Raw genomic sequence first — 23,219 nt, 5'->3', positions numbered from 1 at the left:
GAGGACAATCTAAAAATGGGTTTGTCAAGTCTCCTGTGACAAAGCAACAAGCTTGATAAACATAGTTCAATAGTTGATGAATAATGAAGTGGAAATACTTATTGATTTTCTATGCTTTCGTGGTAGCGGCAGGTATAGGCTTTATATTTCTAATTCCAACGCCTGCTGTCGCTGACTTTGTAGGTGAAATTTTAGATTTCGCTACTTTCGGTTTGCTGGGCGTTTTTTGATTCAGAAAGGGGTGCAGCTCTTCAACTGGATTAAGATAAAAAAGCACCGTTTTTAATTCTGCTCGGTAGGGTAGTTGGCGGGGGACAGGGGGGCGGCCCGTGGGAGGCTTTACAGCCCAACCAAACAGGGGTGTAAAGGCAGGGGCTACGTTTGTTATTTGCAGCGACTTCTGGTGCCATCAACCCCTGTGGTCGTTGGGTGGCCCGTCCAAGTCGGTAGGTTCGGCGCGTATCGGGCGACAGGATAACTAATTGATAGTGAGCTTTTGTTTGCTGATGTTTCGCGTTTTGGTCGACAGGGCAATGTCTGCTGGACAGAACGTTCTTTCTGACATTTCTCGTTCGGTTGGACAAGCTAGCCAACCATTGTCAGAACTTCAAAAGCGTTCCGGCCGACAGGAATCAACTGGTGACAGCTTGTTTATTGTATCTTTCTCCACTTATGCCTTTACTTCGTTTTTCAGAACAGGCTCGTTTAACAGTTGATGAGTTCTATCAGGAGATGGCAAGCAACTCCTCGCCGTATTACGTCAAGGTTAGCCAACACATGCGAGAGTTTGTCAAAATGGTTAACGTGGCGTTCCCACAAACTGAATTATGGGTGATGACCTCACATGACCAACTCATTCTAATGAACCGAGATGATTATGAGGCCGACAAGCTCATAGTGATTCATCACGATGGGGCTAATCATTATCACTTTGAGTACAAAATTCCAGTATCTCAACAACCTTGGCCTGATGCTTATGTAAAAGGATATGCTGGTTCATTAGAGGAAGCGCAACAACGGTTGATCGTTTGTATGCATCAAAGCAGTGGATGGCCGGATAGTCACGAATTAATCACTCATTTAGCCACGTTCCCTGCTTAGCGTATTGGTCAGCGTTGCTGGGGCCACTTACCTCGGACAGGAAAGCGGTCGAAGTGCCAATGCGACACCCAACACGAACAAGGGTGAAAAGGTCAAGGCAACGTACCTGAGTTTCGTTTATCTTTCGGCCATCAGCCCTTATGGTCGTTGGGTGGCGCCAACAGGCCGTGTTCATTTACGGTCATCGGTCGACACGAGGTCCGGCTCGGACAATGAGCTTTCGGCTTATCATTTCCGGCTCTTTTAGATACGAGAATCGCCCGATTAAGCAGGTTAAGGTCGGTCTCCATTTCTGGGTTTCCTGCGACAGCGGAAACGCCCCGGTTTGGCAAAATTTGAATGAGATGAAGTACGTTTTTTTAGAGCCTTGGATTACCGCCGACAATAGCCCGGAAATAATGACCGAGCTACAAAAAGAGATTAATCAGCACCATCCTCTTTTCGGCAAGTCGGTTGAATTAATTGGGCGGAGTTTGGCAGACGACGATTGCTTGTTTAAACTTGCTGATGGTAGTTTTGAGTACTGTGTTGTGCATCTAACTTGGACAGGCCGCAGAGAGCCAAGTCCTAATTTTCCAGGGGTTAGTTTTTTCACCACTTGGGAATCCTTTGTCGAGGACGTGATGAAGCCGTTGCACGAGGACTACTCCGACTAAACTGCTTTCATGGGGTAGCTTCCCGGTGACAGGATGCATGTCCCGAGGTCGGGTTTGCAGCCCAACCAAATGAGTATGTAAAGGTCGAAAGTACGTTTGTTAAGTAAAGTTTTGAGCCCACCATCAACACCCGTTGGGGTTGGGTGAACAGCAACAAGCTGAAAATAACGTAGTGGTCGGCTTGCGTGCGACAGGGAGCGCGGCTCGTTAGGCGGGTTTTGGGTTTGTTTGCTGGTTTCGGTCGACACGAGAAGCGCCCCAATTAGGGTAGTCCACAAAGCACATTTGGCACGTAACGTCTGACAAAGGGAATGCACCAGTTAGATAACTTAGTTGGGCAAACTATTTTTGTAACGATCTAATTTAACTTGTAGATAATTTTTATCCCCTTTTAACTCGTAGCCAGCGCCTTTATCTGGCAAGGCCACTCGCTCTGCCAAAAGGTCTTCAAAAAAACGGTACATACTTTGTGTAACGCTTTCATCTTCTCTCTCAAAACCAGCAGCATTTTCCTGTTGCTCTATTTTGAGGAAGTTTTCGATGTGTTCAAGTGCCACTTCTGGCTTGTTATATACTTTTTCGAAAGCCGGGAACTCATCGTTTAATCCACGGAAAGTGAAGTAAACGAGTACTTGATTTTCTTGAGGGAACACAATGATTTCACGCTCTATTCCTGTATAATTGGGGAGCGAAGTTTCGAATGTTAACGAATCTTGAAAGGAACTCATATGGAAGTTTGATGAATGGAAGCGCAATTTACAAGTAATCCTTTTCGCTCTGCGTGGGGTAGCTTTCCGATGACAGAGTGCACGTCCCGAAGGAAAATTGGCAGCCCAACCAAACGAGGGTGTAAAGGTTGAAGTAACGTAGTGAAGTGAACTATTTCGCACACCATCAGCCCTCGCGGGCGTTGGGTGAAGCAAACAAAATGGGCGTGTAAGGCGGGTTCTGGACGATAGGTCGCTCGGCTCGTTATGGTAACTTCAGGCTCGTCAGGCGGGTTCCCTGTGATACGAGAAGCACCTTGGTTAGGTAGACTTAAAGGTGAGCTTGGTTAATTTGCCGGGATAAGCGACTGCTTGCTCAAGCACTATGCTTTGAGGTCTGGGTCGAAGCAGTAGACGAACCCGTAGTCGTCGCTTTGTACGAGCGGATGAACGCACAAATCTCTCGACGTTCTTTGATAGTAGGTTGACAATTCACAACTCTACGTCTATCTCTTCGATCAACTTTGGATTTTTTGGCTTCATAACTGGTAACTTGTAAAACTTCTGTAAACACTTAAACCATGAAATTCAACCGTGTACTTAGTTCGATTGCCATATTTACTACGTTCTATGGATGCGCTACTAAAGATACTGCCAGCCCAATTATTGGCACCTGGGAGTTGATTTCGGCAACAACGATAGAAAAAGACTCCACGTTTTCTACGTTCGATCCGAGTCATAAAATGATTAAAATCATTAATGCTACACATTTTGCCTTCTTAAACCATGCTGTCAACACTGCAAAAGATTCGTCTAATGCATTCACGGCAGGCGGAGGAAAATATACATTGGTTGATAGTGTTTATACGGAGAGCCTGGATTACTACAGTGATAAAGCCTGGGAGAACAACAAATTTCCATTCGTTGTCAAAATTAATAAGGATACGTTGGTCCAGAAAGGTGTTGAAAAAGTTGAGAAGCTTGGTATTGACCGGGTGATAATTGAAAAATATAAACGAGTCACCAACTAATTTTGCATAATAGCCATTCGATAAAATCTACTTCTGTAGCATTGCCATAAAGCCCATATCACCTGTAATTAACCGGTTCCTTACCTACTTCATATAGTCTCTTATGTTGGCTGAGAATGCATAATTACTTATCGCTCATCGAATTATTTCGTAAATTCGATGTTTCTTAGATAGATAATGTTGCGTACTCATGATTGAAAGACCCCTTACTGACTGGTTGCCTCTGACGATGAAAGAAGTCGAAAAAAGAGGCTGGGATGAAGTTGATGTCGTATTGGTGTCGGGGGATGCCTACGTAGATCACCCAGCTTTTGGCACGGCTGTGATTGGGCGCATCATGGAGAGTGAAGGGTTTCGCGTAGCGATTATCGCCCAACCTAACTGGAAAGACGATCTGCGCGATTTTAAGAAATTTGGTAAGCCAAAATACTTTTTTGGTGTTACGGCAGGCTGTATGGACTCGATGGTTAATCACTATACCGCAAACAAACGCCTGCGTTCCAATGACTCCTACACACCGGGTGGCGAAGCGGGCTTCCGTCCCGACTACGCTACCATTGTGTACTCCAATATTCTGAAAACCCTGTATCCCGATGTACCGGTGTTGCTCGGGGGCATTGAAGCTTCGTTGCGCCGGGTAACGCACTATGACTATTGGCAGGACAAATTGATGCCCTCCATTCTGGTCGATGCGGGCGCTGATATGCTCGTATATGGCATGGGTGAGCAACCTCTCCGCGAAATCCTGAAACTGGTGCAGAAAGGCGTGCCGTTTTCATCGATGCGGAACATCAATCAGGTAGCGTTTCTGCACGACGCCAATACTGAACTACGCGACTATAATAAATGGAGTTCGGTTGAGCTGGCGAGTCATGAGGTTTGTCTGGAGGACAAAATCAAATACGCGGCCAACTTCAAGATTGTTGAGGTCGAATCGAATAAGTGGCAGGCTAACCGGATCACCCAAAAAGTAGGCGATCAGATTCTGGTGATTAACCCACCGTTCAAGACGATGGAAGAGGCCGAAATCGACAAGTCGTTCGATTTGCCTTATACCCGGCTACCGCACCCGAAATATAAAAAAAGGGGTCCGATTCCGGCCTACGACATGATTAAGTTCTCGGTCAATATGCACCGGGGCTGTTTTGGCGGTTGCAGTTTCTGTACCATTTCGGCGCACCAGGGCAAATTCGTGGCATCCCGTAGTGAAGCATCGGTACTTAAAGAGGTCGATGAAATTACGAAGCACCCCGAATTCAAGGGCTATATCTCGGATTTGGGTGGTCCGTCGGCCAATATGTACAAAATGAAGGGCAAAGACGAATCGATCTGCGCCCGTTGTCAGAGTCCAAGCTGTATTCACCCGGTCATTTGCTCCAACCTCGATACGTCGCACAAACCCATGACGGAATTGTATCGCAAGGTCGATGCTAATCCAAACGTAAAAAAGGCATTTGTTGGCTCGGGCGTTCGCTATGATTTGCTGGTCGATGATTTCAACAAAAACAATGCCGACGGGAATCACGATGAATATATGGAGCAACTGGTTACGCGCCACGTATCGGGTCGATTGAAAGTCGCACCCGAGCATACCTCCGACGATACGTTGCGGGTGATGCGGAAACCGTCGTTTAAATATTTCAAGTTATTTAAGCAGAAGTACGACAGGATTCAGGAGAAGCATAACCTCAAGCAGCCACTGATTCCTTACTTTATCTCGTCGCATCCCGGTTGCGAAGAACAGGACATGGCCAATCTGGCCGCCGAAACGAAAGACCTGGGTTTTGAACTCGAACAGGTACAGGACTTCACGCCAACCCCGATGACAGTCGCCGAAGTGATCTATTATTCCGGTGTCCATCCTTACACGCTGAAACCAGTCAAAACGGCAAAAACGCGGGAAGAGAAACAGGCGCAGAATAACTATTTCTTCTGGTATAAGCCTGAATATAAAAACTGGATTCGGAATCGCCTGAACACACTCAAACGGCCGGATTTGGTAGAGCGTTTGTTGGGAAGTCCAAAGAAAGAAAGTACTGGTAAACCTAAATTTTCGGGCAACTATTCGGGCAAGAAAAAGCGATAAAGTAGCGTTTGATTTACTGAAAAATTTTAATTCGAGCGTAATGTTGTTTATACATTACGCTCGATTTTTTTTGCCCGAATTCATTGCTGATCAGAGAAAATAGACCTTATATGAGCGTTGGGTAAAAATACTTACTCCTTTGTTTTTTTTCGGATTAGTCATGTTTATAGCCTGACAGATTAGCCGGTAACGTATGAGGAGTTAATGAATAATATAGCCTTTTTAGCCTAACTAATCTTTTTCTAAAACGATGTTAAGCAAAATCTCAACAATCGGTCTACTTATATGGCTCGCCTTTACGGATTTACAGGCGCAGGCGCTTAATAGGTTGACTCCTCAGGAAAAAAAAGAAGGCTGGAAGTTGCTCTTTACGGGGCAAAATGTAGAAGGCTGGCATACGTATGGCACCAAAACAGTAGGTGCATCCTGGAAAATTGATCAGGGTGCGTTAAAGTTAGATGTACCTAATCGAGTTGGGAATAAAGCGTCTGATGGGGGCGATTTAGTAACCGATGCCGTATTCTCCGGCGACTTCGAGTTTAAGGTGGAATGGAAAGTGGAACGATTCACCAACAGTGGTATCTTTCTCTTTGTTCAGGAAGCACCGCAGTATAAAAACATCTTCGATACCGGGCTGGAAGTTCAGGTGCTGGACGACGCTATCTATGAAGGGGCTGCCGAAAACAAGCACCGGGCCGGCGATCTTTTTAGTGTAGCCAACGCGCGGGTTCGCGAGCTCCAGCCCGTTGGAAGCTGGAATAAAGTGCATGTGATCTTTAAAAACAACAAGCTGAGTGTTTCACTAAATGGCTTTAGCATTCAGGAGCATGATGTGACTAGCTCTGACTGGAAGCAGCGCATTTCTACCAGCAAACTCAAAGATAGTCCCCTGGCAAAAGGCCGTCTTTCTGGTCGAATCGGTTTGCAGGACTGGGGTAGCTCGGTCTGGTTTCGGAATATCAAATTTCGCCCGCTGTAACCCCTAATCCAATCGTACCCATATGGTACCGGACAGTGTTTCGCCTGGATTCAAGATAACCAATCCTTCCCCGTTGTTAAATGCATCGACATTGGCCGTTAGCGGCTCAATCGCTACACTATCGCGTCGGTTGGGCGTATAACACACTAAATAATTGAGTTTACCTTCGCCAGTCTCCTGCCCCACAATCAACCGAACGCCCGTTTGTAAGGATGTCAGTACCGTTTCGGCAAACGGCTTAGTATCCGTTGGGAGGCTCGTTGGCTCAACAGCAAATGCCATATCCAGTTCCTGATCTTTCAGGCCAATTGTTCCGGCTTCTTCACGCGGTAGTCGACCTTTCGGAATCATGTGATCATCAAGTTCGATGGGCGTTCGGTTAGGTAGTGATAACGTTTGATTGGCAATGGGCTCTTCCGAAAATGTAAAATAGGGATGCCAGCCAAAAGCGGCCGGACAACGTGTTTCGCCCGTGTTGAGGGCTGAGTAACTCATCCGAAGCGCACACATCTTGTCCTCGGCAGCACTGCTACCTAGAGGCAATGCATTAGCCTGAACCAGTTCATACGTAACCGTTAACGCAAACGGAAATGGGTAACCAAACGTATCACCTTCATAGTCGTAACGTAGTGTTAGCTGCGCGTGGGTTGGTGATATATCCTGGCTGACTACAGAAAATACGCGCCCATGTACAAAGCCATGTAAGGCATTGTCGCGTCTCATCTCATTCAGTTTCACGGCATAACTTTCGCCCTCAAACTGATAAATGCCATGCCGAATCCGACTTGGAAACGGGTAGAGTAGGGCGCTGGCGTAACTCTCGGCGACCAACAATGCCTGTGGTGATTCGGGAGCCTGTAGCAACTCAAACCGCTCTGTGCCTTTCCGAAGAACTAGCCGCCTTAAAATGGCGCCAAATTCAGGAATGATCGTGATAAACTCGCCTGATTCAGGGTGGGCAAGTATGTATTCAGTGAGCGGCTCCGTACCGGTTGGCAACGGGCCAAAAGGCTGGGTAGTGATTTGAAAAGGCATAGAACAATACAGTCAGGTCGTAAATTAGTAAGCCTTCCCGTGCGGTGATTGTTTGCTGATTTCTGACAATTCTTCTCGAAACAGCGAAACAGATGGGTGCCTGGATACTTACATTTCACCTTCGACACCTAATCCGAAAAGGGCAAAATCATACCGCACTGGATCTGCTGGATCGAATTGACGTAGTGTTTCTGTAAGTTCGAGCGCGGCCTTCCAGTCGGTTTGCGGTCGGGTGAGCAGACCCAACTGGCGGGCCACGCGGTTCACATGGACATCGATCGGCATCACTAATTGGTCGGGACGTAGCTGTTTCCAGAGCCCAAAATCAACGCCACGGTCGTCGCTACGTACCATCCAGCGCAGAAACATGAGCAGTCGCTTGCACGTCGAGTTGCGGGCGGGTGTGGCAATGTGCTTGCGCGTACGTTCCGGGAAAAAATCAGTGAGGCTACAAAATCGGTCATGGAACGTAATGAGGGCCGATTCGACAGTATTCATTGTGAACACCGGGTTAAAACCTGGCGCTAATATAGTATCATCTGCACTGGATTTTAAACCCGTGGTGTAAGGCAGAAAAGCATTCTCCAGCGAATCATTTTCCTGATAATACTGCCGAAAGAAATGGAGGAAATAAAGCGCATCGGTCGCGTTGAAGGTGCGGTGTTTGAAGGCCAAAAACCGGCTCAGGTCACTTTCCTGATGATTGCGAACAAAATCATAAGGCGCGCCCTCCATGAGTTCGACCAGCTCGGTGGTTTTCTTCAGAATAACGGAGCGTTTCCCCCAGGCAAGTATGGCCGCCCAGAAGCCCATGAGTTCAATGTCCTGTTTGCGACTAAAGCGGTGCGGAATGCTGATGGGATCGTGCTCAATAAATGAAGGCCGATTGTATTGATCGGCCTTCAGATTCAAAAAATCAATAAGTTCGGGTTGTGTCATCGTAACTACGTAGTGGCTGGCGAAGGCTTAGTGCGAACGGCCTCCGCTAACAATCCACGCCATAGCGCGGGAAATACCTGAAAAAACGGCCAGCAGTGTCGACATAACGAACGTAAAGACCGCAATGAACGGATACGCCAATGTGAACATAATGCTGAACGTCAAATAACCTGGGGTGGCTTTCATCTGCTCATCGCGTTCGCGGTGACGCCGGGCAATACGCTCTTCTTTGGTTTCCATAAGTCCTTATCTAACAATATAACTGACCTCAGCTCGAAAACGCCGATCTTCGGGTGAAAGTTTCGAAAACGCCTGCGTCGACAATTTAATTAGAATCTTGTCATTGATACCCGTGTTCGGTAAGCGGCCAATGACTTTCACCCAGAGGCTCTGGTTGTTGAAGGCATTACGAACCTGTACCAGCGTACCAATGGGGGCGGTACGGTGCAGGGCGAGGTACTTTCCCGACCCGTCGGCACCTTCAATCATTTCGGCGATCCCACTGTCCGAAATTCGCCGTCCATGGGTAGGCATGGGCGCATCATTCCCTGGCCGGGGCGACTCAATTTCTACTTCAGCGGGTTTGGTCGTTGTAGACGTAGAGGTTGGTTTACTGGCTGGATCCACGTCATTATGAGCAACCTCACTACGTCGTTCCGGTTTTTGTTCGGAGGCTGGTGGCGTGACTTTGGGTTCAGTAGCGTGCGGTTCGGCAGCTGGCGTTGTCGAGCGAGGCTCACTAGGTTTCGGCTCAACAGGACGCGGTTCGGCTGGGTGTACTGCTACGGTCTTTGGCGCAGGTTCGGAGACTTTGTCGGGTGTTTTAGCTGCGATCTTAGCCATTGATTTTGACGGCATACGCGCCTGATGGGCTTTTTCCGAAACAATCAATGCCTGGCCAATGAGTACGTTATTGCCCGGTAAATTATTCCATTTGCGCAGGTCTTCCTGCGAGACGCCATACCGGCTGGCCAAGCTGTAGAGTGTTTGGCCGTTTTCAACAACGTGAATACCCGCCCGTGCCGGATCTTCCGCTTTCTTTTGCTCTTTGGTAGCACTTTTTTTAGGCTTGGCATCTGGCTGAGTTTCTGCCGATGCTGGCTTTAAAACCGCTTTCTGGGTTGTATCTGGCTTCCCTGCTTTTTCCTGTTTTGAGACGACCTTGTCAATGGCTTTGGTTTCTTTGGGCTTGGGGGCGCCATCGGCCGCCGGAATTCGAATAACCTGACTGTATTTAACCGACTCTTTGATATCGGGATTAGCGGCTTTAATATCCGCCACCGAGCGATGATACTTTCGGGCAATCGCGTAGAGCGTCTGGCCTTCGTCGACGCGGTGTAACACGAAACGCTTTCCGTTTTTTTTCTCGACACCGATGGAGTCGATGACTGTTTCCCGAACCGGAAAAGTTGGATGGGCTTTAACCGAATATATAGACGTAATGCCGCTCATGACCAGCAAAGCATAACGAATAGCGAATTTTTTCATAGGTGTCGTCAGCCAGAGCGCAGTTGATACGTGGCAGGCGTTGTGAGCCACGAATTGTCAACTGGTTAAACGGCGTCTGTTGTAAAAGTAACGTAAAAATACGCCTGATTTTGCCGGAAATGTATTTTGTTGCCGTTGAGTTCGTTGATTAAGTAACTAACACGCGACTTCCTTATAAATCTGTTAAATCTTCTTAAAAAGACAGTTCCGGTGATCTTTCGGAACAGAAGTCCGCGTTTGAAGTTAAACAATGAACGATTTCGCTTTCTACTGTAACTGGCAGAGCTGCGAAATCTGTATGATAAAATCCCCCCGAACGCATGCAAAATTATTCGATACTCTGGGCCGATGATGAGATTGACCTTCTGAAACCACACATTCTGTTCCTGAAAAATAAAGGATATGATGTCACACCTGTCAATAGCGGTGCCGATGCCCTCGATCAGGTTGAACAGACCAACTACGATGTCGTGTTTCTGGACGAAATGATGCCTGGTATGACAGGGTTGGAAACGCTCGCGCAGATCAAGCAAATGCGGCCTAACCTGCCTGTCGTCATGATTACCAAGAGCGAGGAAGAGCATATCATGGAGGAGGCTATTGGCTCTAAAATCGCCGATTACCTTATTAAGCCGCTCAATCCGAATCAGATATTATTGTCGGTTAAAAAGATTCTGGATAACAAACGGCTCGTTACGGAACGTACTAACATTGGCTATCAGCAGGACTTCCGAAATATTTCGATGCAGTATAACGACCGCATGGATTTTGAGGAATGGGCCGACGTATATAAAAAGCTAATTTACTGGGAGCTGGAACTTGATAGTTCGCAGGACAAGAGTATGTCCGAGGTCATGAACATGCAGAAGAGCGAAGCTAATTCGGAGTTCTGCAAGTACGTAATGGACAACTACGAAGACTGGTTGAATGAGCCTAAAATGGAGAGTCCGGTCATGTCGCACCAACTGATGCGCAAGAAGGTGTTTCCACTGCTGGACTCGAATGCTCCCCCCTTGTTCTTCATTCTGGTGGATAACCTGCGCTATGACCAGTGGAAAGTTATCGAGCCATTACTGTCCGAGTACTTTACGGTTGAGGAAGAGTCATCATACTATTCCATTTTGCCAACCACGACAGGGTTTGCCCGGAACGCCATTTTTTCGGGGATGATGCCTAGTGAAATGGAGAAAAAGCACCCTGATTTGTGGGTCAATGATGACAGTGAAGATGAAGGGCTGAACAACCACGAAGACGAGTTTCTACGTCGGCAACTTGACCAAAGCCGCCTGAACATCAAGTCGTCGTACCACAAGATTCTGAACGTCAATCAGGGAAAATCGCTTGTTGATAACTTCAATAACCTGTTGCAGAATCAGTTGAACGTAGTGGTTTACAACTTCGTGGATATGTTGTCGCACGCGCGTACGGACATGGCCATGATTAAAGAGCTGGCTCCCGATGAGTCGGCCTACCGCTCCATTACCCGATCGTGGTTCCTGCATTCGCCTTTGCTGGAGTTTATACAGAAAATTGCGGCTAAAGGCGGACGGCTCATCATCACGACCGACCACGGCATGATTCGTGTTCAGAAACCCGCCAAAATTGTTGGCTACCGCGAAACGAACACGAATCTTCGGTACAAGCAGGGCAAGAATCTTGGTTTTGACGATAACCATCTCTTTGTTGGGCGCAAGCCAGAGCGGTTTTTCCTGCCGAAACCACACGTATCAACAGCCTACGTATTTACGCTGGAAGATTACTTCTTTGCGTACCCCAACAACTATAACTATTATGTCAATCACTACCGCAATACCTTCCAGCACGGGGGCGTATCGCTGGAAGAGATGATCATTCCATTTGCCTATCTGAAGGCAAAGTAGGAGGGTAGAAAAGGGACGAGCGGAAGGAATGGGAGAAGAGGGATTCATTTAGCTCCTTTTTCCCTTTCCTCCCGCTCGTCCTTTTCATGTTTATGAATCAATACGTAGCAAAAATGTCCTCCATCACATAGGCATGCGTACCAAGCCATTTCGCTGTTCCATTTAATTTGGTAAGCTCAATGGTCATATCGTTCCGGAAGTCGCTCAAGCAATATTTACTGATCGCCTGCTCAATAGTGCTCAGAATAAAAGCCGCTGCCTTAATTAGTACGCCGTCGACAATAATAATTTCCGGATTGAACAAGCTAATGGCAATGGCCAGGCCTTTGCCCAATTGAAACCCGGTTTCGTGTAAAATGTCAATGGCGTAAGAATCGCCCTGATGGGCTGCATTGATAAGCTCCTCAATGTCAATTTGTTCGACCCGATCACGAAAAGCCGCTAGTTTTGACACTTGCCCGGCCAGAATGTCGCGCTGGGCACGCCGAACCAGTGCCGAAGCCGACGTAATGGTATTAAGGCAGCCAATTTTGCCACAGTAACACAGCTCCCCTTCCGGGTCAACCTGAATATGGCCTAATTCGCCGGCAAACCCGCTGGCACCCTGAAAAACCTCGCCATTAACAATAATTCCCAAACCAACGCCCCAGTCTATATTTATAGCCAGCACTTGCTTTTTTCCCCGGGCTCCACCAAATCGACTTTCGCCCAAAACAGTCGCTTTGGTATCGTTGATTAAATAAACAGGTTTGCCAATTTTATGGGAAAACCACTTTGTCAGCGATTCATTATCTGGATTTAAATTCTTGTAGGTCATATTTTGACCGCGTAGTGAATCAATTAAACCAGGCATTGAAATACCCACAGCAATCAGATTATCTACGGTTAAGCCAGAATCGTTTAAGGCGGTGGTAAAATGGTTGACCAGTGACGTGAGAAAGGCTGGATTGTCATTTAAACGCAGGTCATAATCGCTCCGGAAGATTACTCTCCGTTGCGCATCCATGAACAATATTTTGGTGTCATGCGTGCTGACATCCAGCACGGCTGCATAATGATGTTTCCTGTCAAGGCCAAATAAAACGGGTCTTCGACCATTACTGCCGGTCGCTGTACCGATGGCTTTTACCCACTGATTATCAATTAATTCTTCAACAAGATTTGTAACAGAGGGCACACTGCTATGCAGCATTTTTGTTAAATAAGCCAGCGTACATGTTCCCTCTGCATATAAATAAGCCAGCACTTTGCGCTGTTTTTGATTCTTTTTATAATCGACAACTGACTGTTGAGCTGGCGATTCATCTTCAAGGATTATAGCTGGATTCATTAGTGTAGATGAATGCATTACTGAAAACGAGAAAAAATACGAAGAACTGTCTAAAGTTGTATTTTAATATATTAAAAGGAAGTGGCGAGTTGATGGCTTACATCTCCTTCCAATAATATTAGACACTATAAACAGAGCTTTAGTCATTCAAAATATTTAGCTACTAAAGAGAATTTTAATTTTATTTTAATATCCAAAGAAACTATGTAGCCTGAATTACTTCATCGTTGCGTACTTATTTATTGGCTTGCGCGAAGTTGTTTTAGGGCTATCGAAAAGTTATCCTGATGGAATCATTCGATCCAGATCAAAACGAAGGGTAGCTGAAAAGTAATAAATGTAGGCTCCTCAGGCTTTTCTATGGGTAAAAGATAAGTAGCAATTTACGAGAAACCGCAGCACCCGTTACAACAATTAGGAATGTTACGGTGAACAATAAACGAGACGGTCTAAATAAAAAAAAGGCAATTAGAGAGTCCTATCTCTAATTGCCTTTTTGTGATAGAGCTTACATCTCTGTACCACTTTACCCGCGTAGTTCGACTACTTGTCCATCCTGGCAACGTAGCACACGAGCTGGGTATTTGTGCAGTAAATCGTAATTGTGGGTAGCCATGAGGATGGCCGTTCCGGCGTTATTGATTGCCTGGAACACTTTCATGATTTGATCGGCAACGGCTGGGTCGAGATTACCCGTTGGTTCATCGGCAATGAGCACTTGTGGTTTATTCAACATGGCACGGGCGACAACAACACGCTGCTGTTCACCACCCGAAAGCTGATGAGGCATTTTCTGCTGCGCATTTCCCAGGCCGACCTGAGTTAGCACATCAGCGATGCGAGCGTCCATATCCGTTTTGTTTTTCCAGCCGGTTGCCTTTAGCACAAACTTCAGGTTCTCCTCTACAGACCGATCAAAAAACAACTGAAAATCCTGAAAGACAATGCCGATTTTCCGACGTAATTGGGGTACATCGCGCGGATTGAGTGCGTCCAAAGCATAGCCTGCTACGTGTCCCTTCCCGCTCTGAAGCCATAGATCGGCGTATAATGTTTTAAGTAACGATGATTTACCACTGCCTGTGCGGCCGATAAGGTAAACAAATTCACCGTTGTTAATGACAAACGATACATCTCCTAAAACCAGTTTTTTACCCTGGTAAATGTCGGCGTGGTCAAGCGTCAGAACGGGTTCCTGAGAAAGCATAAAAAAAGTCGTAATACAATGAAGACGTCAGCCATAAATGAAGCGTCATACTATAACAAGTCGCGCTTGTACGTACGACACTTGATTTACGACTGACGACTTTTTTTTACTTTTTCACGGGCAGATTTGCCTTTTCATGATCGGCTAAAAATTTGGCCAGACCGCTGTCGGTGAGCGGATGATTCAAGAGGGCTTTAATAACGCTCAGCGGAGCCGTCATCACATCAGCGCCAATTTCCGCACATTTGATGACATGCATTGGGTGACGTACTGATGCGGCTAAGACTTCGGTTGTATAGCCGTAGTTGGTGAAAATTGTCACGATCTGCTCGATCAAGTCCATCCCATCGGTCGAGATATCATCTAACCGACCTACAAATGGCGATACGAAAGAAGCGCCGGCTTTAGCCGCCAGGAGCGCTTGGCCAGCCGAAAAAATAAGCGTACAGTTCGTACGGATACCTTTTTCAGAAAAATATTTAATGGCTTTAACACCATCAGCCGTCATTGGGATCTTGACAACGATATTCTCGTCGAGTTCGGCCAGTTCATCGCCTTCTTTGATCATCTCCTCGTACTTGATTGAGATAACCTCTGCACTCACATCGCTTCCTACGATGTCGCATATTTGTTTATAATGGCGCATTACGTTGTCTTTGCCCGTAATGCCTTCTTTTGCCATCAGCGAAGGGTTGGTGGTAACGCCGTCGAGAACTCCCATGTCCTGGGCCTCACGAATGTCAGCCAGATTGGCCGTATCAATGAAAAATTTCATGGTAAATAGTGTTAATTAAATTGGTCAATCCGTAAAACAATCATTTAATAGGTGAGTCAATCAGATAGTAAGTCGAAATGATGATTCTGCTACTGACTGGGTCCTTGACTATTTTACTGGTTTATTAAGTGCGTTCCGTTCTGGATTTTGCAGACGTGAAGGTACGCATCTTTCCCCGTTTGGGCTTTGTATTGTTTTGTAATCAGGTCAGTAAAGTCATTCAGTACATCTTCACGTACCAGATTGATCGTGCAGCCACCGAAGCCACCACCCATCATGCGGGCACCCAACACACCCGTTTGCTGGCGAGCAATATCCACCAGGATATCTAACTCAAGGCAACTGACTTCATACCAATGGCTTAGGCCTTCGTGGGAGCCGTACATCAATTGGCCAAACTGCGCCACATCACCTACTTCGAGGGCGGCTACGCCATCCAGCAAGCGCTTATTTTCCTGCACTACGTAGGCACACCGGCGGTAGATCAACGGGTCCGTATCGCGGAGATGACGATCCAGCATCGGCATCGTTACGTCGCGCAGACTCTTAATGTCGGGATAAAACGTTTGAAGAAAGCGGACGCCCGCTTCGCACTCTGCCCGACGTGTATTGTACTCCGACGTTACCAGGGAGTGTTTCACCCGCGAGTCGCACAGGACGATACTAATGCCTTCCATTTGCAGAGGAGCATAGGTGTAGTCGAGGGAGCGGCAGTCGAGTTTAATGACGTGATCGGCTTTACCCATCATGCTGGCAAACATATCCATAATGCCCACCTTGGCCCCCACAAACTCATTTTCGGCCCGTTGCGACAGTTTCAGCATCGTAATTCGGTCGAGCCCCAGACTGAACACTTCGTTAAGGGCAAAGCCAACGCCGTTTTCGAGGGCCGCCGACGACGACAGACCGGAACCCATGGGAATTGTACCCCCAAAAACACAGTTGAAGCCACCGGGCTCATGGCCCGCCAGTCGAAACTGCGCCACAATACCTAACAAATAATCGGCCCAGCTATGCGTTGGTTCTAATTGGTTGAGCGAGCCCTGATACGTTTTGTTCAGGTCATGGGCCACAAAATGAAGTTCATTATCGGAACGAGGGCCAACAGCCAGATAAATGGCCTTGTCGATGGCGGCAGGGAGCACAAACCCTTCGTTGTAATCGGTATGTTCGCCAATGAGATTGACGCGTCCGGGAGAGCAAATCAGCAACGGCTCAGCCTGAAATGTCTCCTGAAACGTTGTGGTAAGTTGGCTAAGCAGATCCATGTTGGGTTTAGGAAATTTAGCGGTACAGCTAAACGGATAACCCGCTAAACAAGATAACCGCCCCTGCGGAAGTGATCAGCCTGGACGGAAACAAAAAATGGCAAACCAATGTCTCACCGCTACGACCACCTACCCTTGCTTCGGTCAAGACCTGGGGGATTCAGCAGGAGCTGGTAGCACCGATTTGCCGATGCAAAGTTAAGTAATAGTTCATCAAACGACCAAATTTCACCCGTACCTTTGCGGCCAAATTAAGTAATTATGAAGCGTTCGTTGGTTGTTTTTTGTTCCATTATGCTCAGTATCAGTGGGTGTAGTTCATCGGATAAATATGTTGAACAGGGACGGGTTTATTTGAGAGAAGGCAAATTTAGGGAAGCTGTACAGTCACTGAATCAAGCCGTAGAGGCTGATGACCATAATTTTGAGGCTTTCAACTCACGAGGTGTCGCTTATTTTGAACTGAAAGAATATGCCAATGCCGCCCTCGATTACGACCAGGCCATTAAGCTAAAACCCGATTTTTATCGGCCTTATTACAACCGGGGCTTACTCAAAGTTGCCCAAAATGATCTGACGGGTGCCTTAAAGGATTATTCGGATGCTATTCGACTGGCTCCCGACACGAGCCGGACTATTAGTTCCGAATTATTTCTAAACAGGGGTCAGTTGTTTGCGACGCAGGGGCAGCTTCAACCTGCACTGACCGACTTTTCGCAGGCTATTACGTTAGACGCCAAAAATGCGTTGGCTTTATATAACCGGGGTAATCTTCGGTTTCAACAGAAAGAACTTGCCGGTGCTATGGCTGATTTTCAACAGGCTGTACAGGCTGATCCGAAATTCGGTAAAGCCTTTTATGCCCTGGGGATTGCGCAATTATTGAACAATCAACGCGAGAGTGGTTGTTTAAGCTTAAAGCAAGCGCAGACGCTGGGCTACGAAGATGCCGCTAATGCTGTGGCTGAATATTGTAAATAAAGTCATCAGTCGTTAGTCAGTAGTTGTCAGCTACTAACGACTATTGACTACTGACTACTGACTCTTTATGCGAAAAGCTATTTCTATTTTTTTCGGACTGCTGTTTGTTTTGTTTGCTGCCTTCCAGTACAACGACCCTGATCCGGAGGTCTGGATTCCGATTTATGGATTAGCTGCCATGGCCTGCTTTATGGTTTTTGCCGGCGTAGGCCAATGGTGGATTTATATAGCCATGGCCGTCGTCTACAGCGTGGCGGCTTTCTATCAGTGGCCGCCCAGGTTTGAAGGGTTTTTGTTTAGCGAGGTAGGTATGCGGAGCATGAACATCGAAATGGCGCGTGAAGCGGGTGGCCTGGCCATATGCTCAGCGGTTATGATGCTGCTGGCCTTCCTGATGCGTCAACCGATACGCCGATGAAACTTATTGAATGTCCCCGCGATGCGATGCAGGGTCTGGACCATTTTGTGCCGACAGACCTTAAAATTCGCTACCTGAACGCCTTATTGCAGGTTGGTTTCGATACGCTTGATTTCGGCAGCTTTGTCTCGCCTAAAGCAATCCCACAGATGCGCGACACCGCCGACGTACTGGCAGGGCTTTATCTGGCGAAAACAAAAACCAAACTCCTGGCTATTGTTGCCAACGTTCGTGGAGCCCAACAGGCGGTTGCTTATTCACAGATTCAGTACGTTGGTTTTCCGCTATCCGTTTCGGAAACGTTTCAGCAGCGTAACACAAACAAATCGATCGCTCAGGCATTCGCCGAGGTAGGGGAGATGCAAAAGCTTTGCGTTGGAGCTGGGAAAGAATTGGTTGTTTACCTGTCGATGGGGTTTGGTAATCCCTATGGCGACCCTTATAGCCTCGACCTGGTTGCTGAGTTTACAGAAAAATTAGTGCAACTGGGTATTCGTATTATCGCGCCTTCAGACACAGTGGGTACGTCAACGCCAGAAGCTATTGAAACGCTATTCCGACACTTAATTGGACAGTTTCCGCAAGTGGAGTTTGGGGCCCACCTTCATGCCCGTCCGGGCGAAACACCAGCTAAAGTGCAGGCAGCTTTACGCGCAGGGGCTAGCCGGATTGATGGGGCACTACGTGGTTTTGGTGGCTGCCCAATGGCGGCTGACGAACTTACGGGGAATCTGCCAACTGAGGAAATTATCCAGGAGCTTGCCGCCGAAGGAGTCGCCCTCAACATCAATAAGGAAGCACTGCAAAAAGCCATGACCCTATCGGCGGGGGTGTTTTAGGGCGTGGGGCTTGGAGCGAGGGGCAAGTGATAGTCCATGCTCCTCGCTCCAAGCCCCATGCCATTTTACATAAACATCGCCTGAATTTCTCCTTTTACGGCCTGGAGAGCATCGGCCGTTGGTTGCCTGTCTTTCTGAATGATACGTTCGAAAATTCGTTTTGAAAGTTCGAGCGCGGGTGCGTCGGGGCGCGTATCGCCCGAGGCCTGATTGATGAGTGTCATTACGTCGTTCATGGCGGCCTGAATCTGGTCCCAAACACCCTGACTCATGTATACCTGCTGCGACAAATTGTGGTTGTACTCTTCCCGGATTTCCTGCAAAAGTCGCTGCTGGAATTCCAGTACGGTAGTCGAACTGCCGCCCAGCCGTAGTAAGAGATTATTGGGACTGATACGTTCCAGAAATAACACCATCCGCTCATACGCCTGCAACCGGATAGGGACAACGGTTTCGGTATAGCGGGTTTTAACATCGTAGCGGTGACGGTCGGCTTCGCGCTCCAGCAACAATTTGACGGTCAGATACATGCCATATAATACTAATCCTGCCGGTACGATCAGTTTCAGGAAGTCACTCAATAGGTCCATAGAGGGGAACGTTGTTCAATAAAAATGGGTAAATTTGACTAAAGGTTTTCGATCTCGTTGTATGCTCACTCTTGATAATCCCGTTTTTGTTCGGCCCGAAGCGCGTCAGCAGATTCTGGATACGTTGCAGGCCAATAAAATTCCCGGCGAATATGGATTACGTGTCGGCGTCCGGGGGGGAGGCTGTGGTTCATCCTGGCTACTAGGCTTCGATTTACCAGGCCCCGCCGACGAAGTGTATAACGTTGATGAGGTGCGCGTCATTATCGACCGCAAGCATTTACTCTACGTACTGGGGGCCGAAATTGGATACGAGCCCGGTGGATTTACAGTTGATAAAGTGACCGAGAGCCGGTAAAAATTTAGTTAACTCCGCAGACGTAGTGATGAGCCGCGCACAATAAGCTGGGTTTCCATTATTTTGGTCTCTTTGGGAATCGTATTATCGGTAGCCTCCATTTCCCTCAATAAGAGCCGAACAGTTTCGGTGCCCATTTCCTGAATCGGTTGACTAATGCTGCTGAGTGTTGGCGAAAAATAAGCCGAAATGGGTTCATTATTAAAACTCACAATCGCCACATCGTCGGGAATACGAATGCCCTTTTGCTGCATCGCGTACATCGCAGAATACGCCATTCGATCACTAATGATGACGACACCGTCGGGTGGTTGTTGCAGACTCATCATGGCTAATGTCTGCATGATGGTATTTTCTTGGGTATAGTCGCAGTTGAATATGTATTGATCGCCGACCGATAATTCATGTTTTGCCAGAGCCGCCCGATAGCCATTGATGCGCTGGTTACTCAAAACCAACTGAGCCGGACCAGCTAGAAAACCAATCCGTCGGCAGCCATTTTCGATAAGGTGTTCTGTCGCTTTGAAGGCAGCTGCGTGATTGTCTACGATGACCTTCGACACATTAATACTCTCAGCATAGCGATCAAAGAGCACCAGCGGAATATTCTTGCGGGTCAGTCGTTCGACGTGTTCATAGTTGTCCGTGTCCCGCGAGAGAGAAATAATAAACCCTTCCACCTGACTACGCAGCAGGTTCTGAATATTGGTGATTTCACGTAAATAGGACTCGTTCGTCTGACAAACCAGCACGCTATAACCCGACTGTAAAGCGGCCTCCTCAATGCTGTTGAGCATGGCCGAGAAATAATAGTAGCTCAAATTCGGTACAATAACACCGATAGTTCGGGTACGGCTTTTGGCTAGATTTTTGGCTAACTGGTTTGGCTGATAGTCCAGTTCTTCAGCCAACTGCGTGACAGCCTTCCGTGTATCGGGGTGAATTTCGGGCATACCACGTAGCGCTCTTGACACCGTTGAGATTGAAATGTTCAGCGCGCGGGCAATATCTTTAATGGTAACCGGTGTATTTTTCATAAAGAATTTGTCCAAGCAAATGAATATCCAGCATTTATAACTTTTACAAGATGGCGCTTTTCAAATCGGTGAAAACTAACGAAAAGTAATGGAGCAGAATTAGCAATTATACGAAGAAAAATTTAATGTTTTAAAGATGGAATGATGTCATGCAACCGTTACCGCAAACGTTTGCGGTAACGGTTGCATGAAAAAATACAATCGCTGTACTTGAATATCCTTGACAAGTTGTACTAAGCGAGTATATTAGTAGAGAATACTCAGAAAATAGGCTAGCAGCGAGTATAGGTAGGCTTAACCTAGCTTCGCTTTCAACTATCTGGGAATTGTATTATATCTGGAAAGTGAAAAATATAAGTGATCAGATTGGCATCCTAGTATGTCTACCTGTAAGGCGATACTTGTAAACAGCTACGTTCAAACCCTCTACTCTGAAAGCAGACATGGCTACGTCAACACTGGTTCCCTCGGATGAACTACTACTCGCCGAACTCTGGACTCGATTTAAAGCCGGTGATGAGCAAGCTTTTGACCAACTGGCTCAGGCACGGTATCGGGTGCTATTTAATTATGCCACCCGCTTCACCAAAAACCGGGAGTTGATTAAAGACTGTATCCAGGATCTGTTTCTGGAATTATGGAACCGACGCAAGGCCATTGTGGATACGCCCTACGTAACGATTTACCTCATTAAGGCATTGCGTAACAACTTGTTGCGTAAGCTACGAAAGGAGCAGGGCTGGCGGGCAACAAGCGATGAGGGAATCGAACCAGAAACCAGCCTTACCGATGGACTAACAGCCGAAACCGAATGGATTGCCTTCGAAGCCCTGACCGAAACGGAGCAAAGTCTCCGGCAAGCTGTGGGCCAATTGCCCCAACGCCAACAGGAGGTCGTGTTTCTGAAATTTTACGAAGGTCTTTCAAACGATGACATCGCGCAAGTAATGGAAATTGAAAAACAGACCGTTGCTAATTTCCTTTATCGCGCCATGACGCAACTGCGGAATTACCTCCCCGCCCGCATTTTTTCTTAAATTTTTCAAACACGCACCGGCGGACCGCTCTGTGTTTGAAATCCTGCAATTAATTCCCAAAAAATTTCTGTCAGAAAGAGTATTGCCCCGGTATGTCGGTCTATTTCTCTATAAAAGGGGGAAACCGATACAACCTGAGCATGCCTGATTATACCCGCTATACGTTCGACGAGTTCGTGCTGGACAGCCATTTCAGGCGGTGGGCGCTGGCCGATGCTCCGGCCGATCAGGCGTTCTGGAATGACTGGCTGCGGGCAAATCCCGACAAACTGGATCTGGTACTGGCGGCCCGGCAGTTTGTTGTTCAGATGCAACAGGCGCAGGATGAACTGGCTGACGATGAGCTGGCTAATGAATTAGATCGATTGAAAATAGCTCGTCAACAGGTGTCGGATGAGGGGCACTCCGGGGGGCGTCAGGGATTTATGAACTGGTTGTTCATGGCTGCGGCTGTGGTCGTTGTGGGCATCGGTACGTTGGTTTATGTTAATCACCGGTCGGCTGATACGCCCCTGATGGTCTATCAGCAGATGGCCGAGCAGGATACCGGACCACTACGTGAGGTTACGAACGAAACGTCGTCGAGCCAACTCGTTACGTTGCCAGACGGAAGCCAGGTGACGCTCCATAAAGGCAGCCGGATCAGTTTCCCACGTGCGTTTACGGCAAAACAACGGGACGTATTTCTGGTTGGCGAAGCGTTTTTTAGCGTCGTACGTCGCCCAAAACAGCCCTTTCTGGTGTACACGAATCAGTTGACGACCAAAGTATTAGGAACAAGCTTTACGGTACGTGCCTACGCTGATGACAGGGAGGCTAAAGTAATTGTGCGTACGGGTAAGGTGTCCGTATTCACGACGCCAGCCGATAAGAAACCAGGCGAGTTCGATGATAAAAATACGGCGTTTATTCTGACACCCAACCAGCAGGTGACACTGGACCGGGAGGAGAAACAGATGAAACGGTCGCTGGTCGCTGCGCCCGAGCCGGTCGTCGTGACGTCGGCCCAGCCGCAAGTCGCTGTGTTTGACCATACGCCGGTCGTATCAGTATTCAAAAAACTGGAAACTACCTATGGCATTGTCATCAATTACGACGCCGACCTGCTGGCCAACTGCGAGCTAACCGCCGAATTTGGTACGGAGTCGATGTACGAAAAATTAGACCTGATCTGCCGGGCAACGGACTCCCGCTATGAGGTTATCGATGCCCAAATTGTCATTTATAGCAAAGGCTGCCGCCCAGCCAACTGAGCAACGTACCATATGAACTAACCTAACACCCGTATGAAAAAACAGTACCAATCACTCGTCTGAATGCAGGCATAGTCCTATCGCTGTCGCCAGGGTAGTCAATGCCTGCGCGGAACCACTACGTTGCCCCTCCTTTCCAATTCAAACGGTTTTTTTAATCCAGGTGAATACTGGGTAAGGGGATTCTTTGCGCCAAATTTTACTACGTATTTTCTATTAATTTT

General features: G+C 47.4%; 25 protein-coding genes. 13 read left to right on the top strand and 12 right to left on the bottom strand.

Features of this window, described 5'->3' with window-relative positions; all coding sequences use genetic code 11:
* Positions 1-672 precede the first annotated feature (672 nt).
* Genes ACYVEA_RS02480 through ACYVEA_RS02470 form a run of 3 tightly spaced genes read left to right on the top strand, consistent with a single transcriptional unit; the run spans position 673 to position 1,757 of the window.
* A complete protein-coding gene (locus tag ACYVEA_RS02480) occupies positions 673-1,101 on the top strand; it encodes a hypothetical protein (RefSeq protein ID WP_461111730.1) in 429 nt (142 codons plus the stop codon).
* A 4-nt stretch (positions 1,102-1,105) separates the two neighbouring features.
* On the top strand, positions 1,106-1,348 hold the full coding sequence (locus tag ACYVEA_RS02475) for a hypothetical protein (RefSeq protein ID WP_461111729.1): 243 nt from the start codon (positions 1,106-1,108) through the stop codon (positions 1,346-1,348).
* The gene (locus ACYVEA_RS02470) at positions 1,314-1,757 is read left to right on the top strand and encodes a hypothetical protein (RefSeq protein WP_461111728.1); all 444 of its coding nucleotides are present in this window, start codon (positions 1,314-1,316) and stop codon (positions 1,755-1,757) included. The genes ACYVEA_RS02475 and ACYVEA_RS02470 overlap by 35 nt, the downstream gene beginning before the upstream one ends.
* On the opposite strand, the gene ACYVEA_RS02465 is transcribed toward ACYVEA_RS02470, so the two are convergent.
* Together ACYVEA_RS02465 and ACYVEA_RS02460 are read right to left on the bottom strand one after the other, a co-directional pair.
* Positions 1,754-2,035: a hypothetical protein gene (locus ACYVEA_RS02465; protein WP_461111727.1), complete on the bottom strand. Its 282-nt coding sequence runs from the start codon at positions 2,033-2,035 to the stop codon at positions 1,754-1,756. The two genes, ACYVEA_RS02470 and ACYVEA_RS02465, sit on opposite strands and share 4 nt — an antisense overlap.
* Positions 2,036-2,086: 51 nt before the next feature.
* Positions 2,087-2,485 carry a hypothetical protein gene (locus ACYVEA_RS02460; protein WP_461111726.1) on the bottom strand — a complete coding sequence of 133 codons (399 nt, stop codon included), beginning with the start codon at positions 2,483-2,485 and terminating at the stop codon, positions 2,087-2,089.
* Positions 2,486-3,045: 560 nt separating this feature from the next.
* On the opposite strand from ACYVEA_RS02460, the gene ACYVEA_RS02455 reads away from it, so the two are divergent.
* The 3 genes from ACYVEA_RS02455 (at position 3,046) to ACYVEA_RS02445 (ending at position 6,560) form a co-directional block, all read left to right on the top strand.
* Complete coding sequence (locus ACYVEA_RS02455; protein WP_461111725.1) at positions 3,046-3,495, top strand: hypothetical protein; 450 nt, start codon at positions 3,046-3,048, stop codon at positions 3,493-3,495.
* A 190-nt stretch (positions 3,496-3,685) separates the two neighbouring features.
* Positions 3,686-5,581, top strand: a complete 1,896-nt coding sequence (locus tag ACYVEA_RS02450; protein ID WP_461111724.1) for a YgiQ family radical SAM protein — start codon at positions 3,686-3,688, stop codon at positions 5,579-5,581.
* 250 nt (positions 5,582-5,831) lie between these two features.
* Positions 5,832-6,560: a 3-keto-disaccharide hydrolase gene (locus tag ACYVEA_RS02445; protein ID WP_461111723.1), complete on the top strand. Its 729-nt coding sequence runs from the start codon at positions 5,832-5,834 to the stop codon at positions 6,558-6,560.
* 3 nt (positions 6,561-6,563) lie between these two features.
* Here ACYVEA_RS02445 and ACYVEA_RS02440 read toward each other — a convergent pair whose 3' ends face one another.
* The 4 genes from ACYVEA_RS02440 to ACYVEA_RS02425 all read right to left on the bottom strand — a co-directional run bounded on the left by ACYVEA_RS02440 (position 6,564) and on the right by ACYVEA_RS02425 (position 10,022).
* Complete coding sequence (locus tag ACYVEA_RS02440) at positions 6,564-7,595, bottom strand: aldose epimerase family protein (RefSeq protein ID WP_461111722.1); 1,032 nt, start codon at positions 7,593-7,595, stop codon at positions 6,564-6,566.
* 108 nt (positions 7,596-7,703) lie between these two features.
* A complete protein-coding gene (locus ACYVEA_RS02435; RefSeq protein ID WP_461111721.1) occupies positions 7,704-8,534 on the bottom strand; it encodes a TIGR02757 family protein in 831 nt (276 codons plus the stop codon).
* A gap of 27 nt (positions 8,535-8,561) precedes the next feature.
* A complete protein-coding gene (locus tag ACYVEA_RS02430; RefSeq protein WP_093823805.1) occupies positions 8,562-8,774 on the bottom strand; it encodes a hypothetical protein in 213 nt (70 codons plus the stop codon).
* Positions 8,775-8,780: 6 nt separating this feature from the next.
* Positions 8,781-10,022, bottom strand: coding sequence for a LysM peptidoglycan-binding domain-containing protein (locus tag ACYVEA_RS02425; protein WP_461111720.1), 1,242 nt, complete (start codon positions 10,020-10,022; stop codon positions 8,781-8,783).
* A 320-nt stretch (positions 10,023-10,342) separates the two neighbouring features.
* Here ACYVEA_RS02425 and porX point away from each other — a divergent pair, with 320 nt between their 5' ends.
* Positions 10,343-11,902 (top strand): T9SS response regulator signal transducer PorX, encoded by a 1,560-nt coding sequence (gene porX / locus ACYVEA_RS02420; protein ID WP_461111719.1) that lies wholly within the window; start codon positions 10,343-10,345, stop codon positions 11,900-11,902.
* A 97-nt stretch (positions 11,903-11,999) separates the two neighbouring features.
* Here the strand turns inward: porX and ACYVEA_RS02415 are convergent, their stop codons facing one another.
* The 4 genes from ACYVEA_RS02415 to galK all read right to left on the bottom strand — a co-directional run bounded on the left by ACYVEA_RS02415 (position 12,000) and on the right by galK (position 16,482).
* Positions 12,000-13,232, bottom strand: coding sequence for an ROK family transcriptional regulator (locus tag ACYVEA_RS02415; RefSeq protein ID WP_461111718.1), 1,233 nt, complete (start codon positions 13,230-13,232; stop codon positions 12,000-12,002).
* A gap of 526 nt (positions 13,233-13,758) precedes the next feature.
* Complete coding sequence (locus tag ACYVEA_RS02410; protein WP_461111717.1) at positions 13,759-14,439, bottom strand: cell division ATP-binding protein FtsE; 681 nt, start codon at positions 14,437-14,439, stop codon at positions 13,759-13,761.
* A gap of 106 nt (positions 14,440-14,545) precedes the next feature.
* Positions 14,546-15,214 (bottom strand): fructose-6-phosphate aldolase, encoded by a 669-nt coding sequence (gene fsa / locus ACYVEA_RS02405; protein WP_461111716.1) that lies wholly within the window; start codon positions 15,212-15,214, stop codon positions 14,546-14,548.
* A gap of 113 nt (positions 15,215-15,327) precedes the next feature.
* The gene (galK, locus tag ACYVEA_RS02400; protein WP_461111715.1) at positions 15,328-16,482 is read right to left on the bottom strand and encodes a galactokinase; all 1,155 of its coding nucleotides are present in this window, start codon (positions 16,480-16,482) and stop codon (positions 15,328-15,330) included.
* A 294-nt stretch (positions 16,483-16,776) separates the two neighbouring features.
* Between galK and ACYVEA_RS02395 the strand changes: the two genes are divergently transcribed.
* The 3 genes from ACYVEA_RS02395 to ACYVEA_RS02385 all read left to right on the top strand — a co-directional run bounded on the left by ACYVEA_RS02395 (position 16,777) and on the right by ACYVEA_RS02385 (position 18,720).
* Positions 16,777-17,463: a tetratricopeptide repeat protein gene (locus tag ACYVEA_RS02395; protein WP_461111714.1), complete on the top strand. Its 687-nt coding sequence runs from the start codon at positions 16,777-16,779 to the stop codon at positions 17,461-17,463.
* Positions 17,464-17,530: 67 nt separating this feature from the next.
* Positions 17,531-17,881 (top strand): transmembrane 220 family protein, encoded by a 351-nt coding sequence (locus ACYVEA_RS02390; RefSeq protein ID WP_461111713.1) that lies wholly within the window; start codon positions 17,531-17,533, stop codon positions 17,879-17,881.
* Positions 17,878-18,720, top strand: coding sequence for a hydroxymethylglutaryl-CoA lyase (locus ACYVEA_RS02385; RefSeq protein WP_461111712.1), 843 nt, complete (start codon positions 17,878-17,880; stop codon positions 18,718-18,720). The genes ACYVEA_RS02390 and ACYVEA_RS02385 overlap by 4 nt, the downstream gene beginning before the upstream one ends.
* Positions 18,721-18,785: 65 nt before the next feature.
* Here ACYVEA_RS02385 and ACYVEA_RS02380 read toward each other — a convergent pair whose 3' ends face one another.
* Positions 18,786-19,310 (bottom strand): DUF7935 family protein, encoded by a 525-nt coding sequence (locus ACYVEA_RS02380; RefSeq protein ID WP_093823825.1) that lies wholly within the window; start codon positions 19,308-19,310, stop codon positions 18,786-18,788.
* A gap of 61 nt (positions 19,311-19,371) precedes the next feature.
* On the opposite strand from ACYVEA_RS02380, the gene ACYVEA_RS02375 reads away from it, so the two are divergent.
* Positions 19,372-19,668, top strand: a complete 297-nt coding sequence (locus tag ACYVEA_RS02375; protein ID WP_093823827.1) for an iron-sulfur cluster assembly accessory protein — start codon at positions 19,372-19,374, stop codon at positions 19,666-19,668.
* 8 nt (positions 19,669-19,676) lie between these two features.
* On the opposite strand, the gene ACYVEA_RS02370 is transcribed toward ACYVEA_RS02375, so the two are convergent.
* The gene (locus ACYVEA_RS02370; RefSeq protein ID WP_461111711.1) at positions 19,677-20,705 is read right to left on the bottom strand and encodes a LacI family DNA-binding transcriptional regulator; all 1,029 of its coding nucleotides are present in this window, start codon (positions 20,703-20,705) and stop codon (positions 19,677-19,679) included.
* A gap of 443 nt (positions 20,706-21,148) precedes the next feature.
* Here ACYVEA_RS02370 and ACYVEA_RS02365 point away from each other — a divergent pair, with 443 nt between their 5' ends.
* Complete coding sequence (locus tag ACYVEA_RS02365; RefSeq protein ID WP_461111710.1) at positions 21,149-21,742, top strand: RNA polymerase sigma factor; 594 nt, start codon at positions 21,149-21,151, stop codon at positions 21,740-21,742.
* Between the two features lie 140 nt (positions 21,743-21,882).
* Positions 21,883-22,995, top strand: a complete 1,113-nt coding sequence (locus ACYVEA_RS02360) for a FecR family protein (RefSeq protein ID WP_461111709.1) — start codon at positions 21,883-21,885, stop codon at positions 22,993-22,995.
* Positions 22,996-23,219 lie beyond the last annotated feature (224 nt).

It is taken from the genome of Spirosoma jeollabukense, from assembly GCF_054777855.1.
This window is presented reverse-complemented; position numbering and strand designations above follow the sequence as displayed.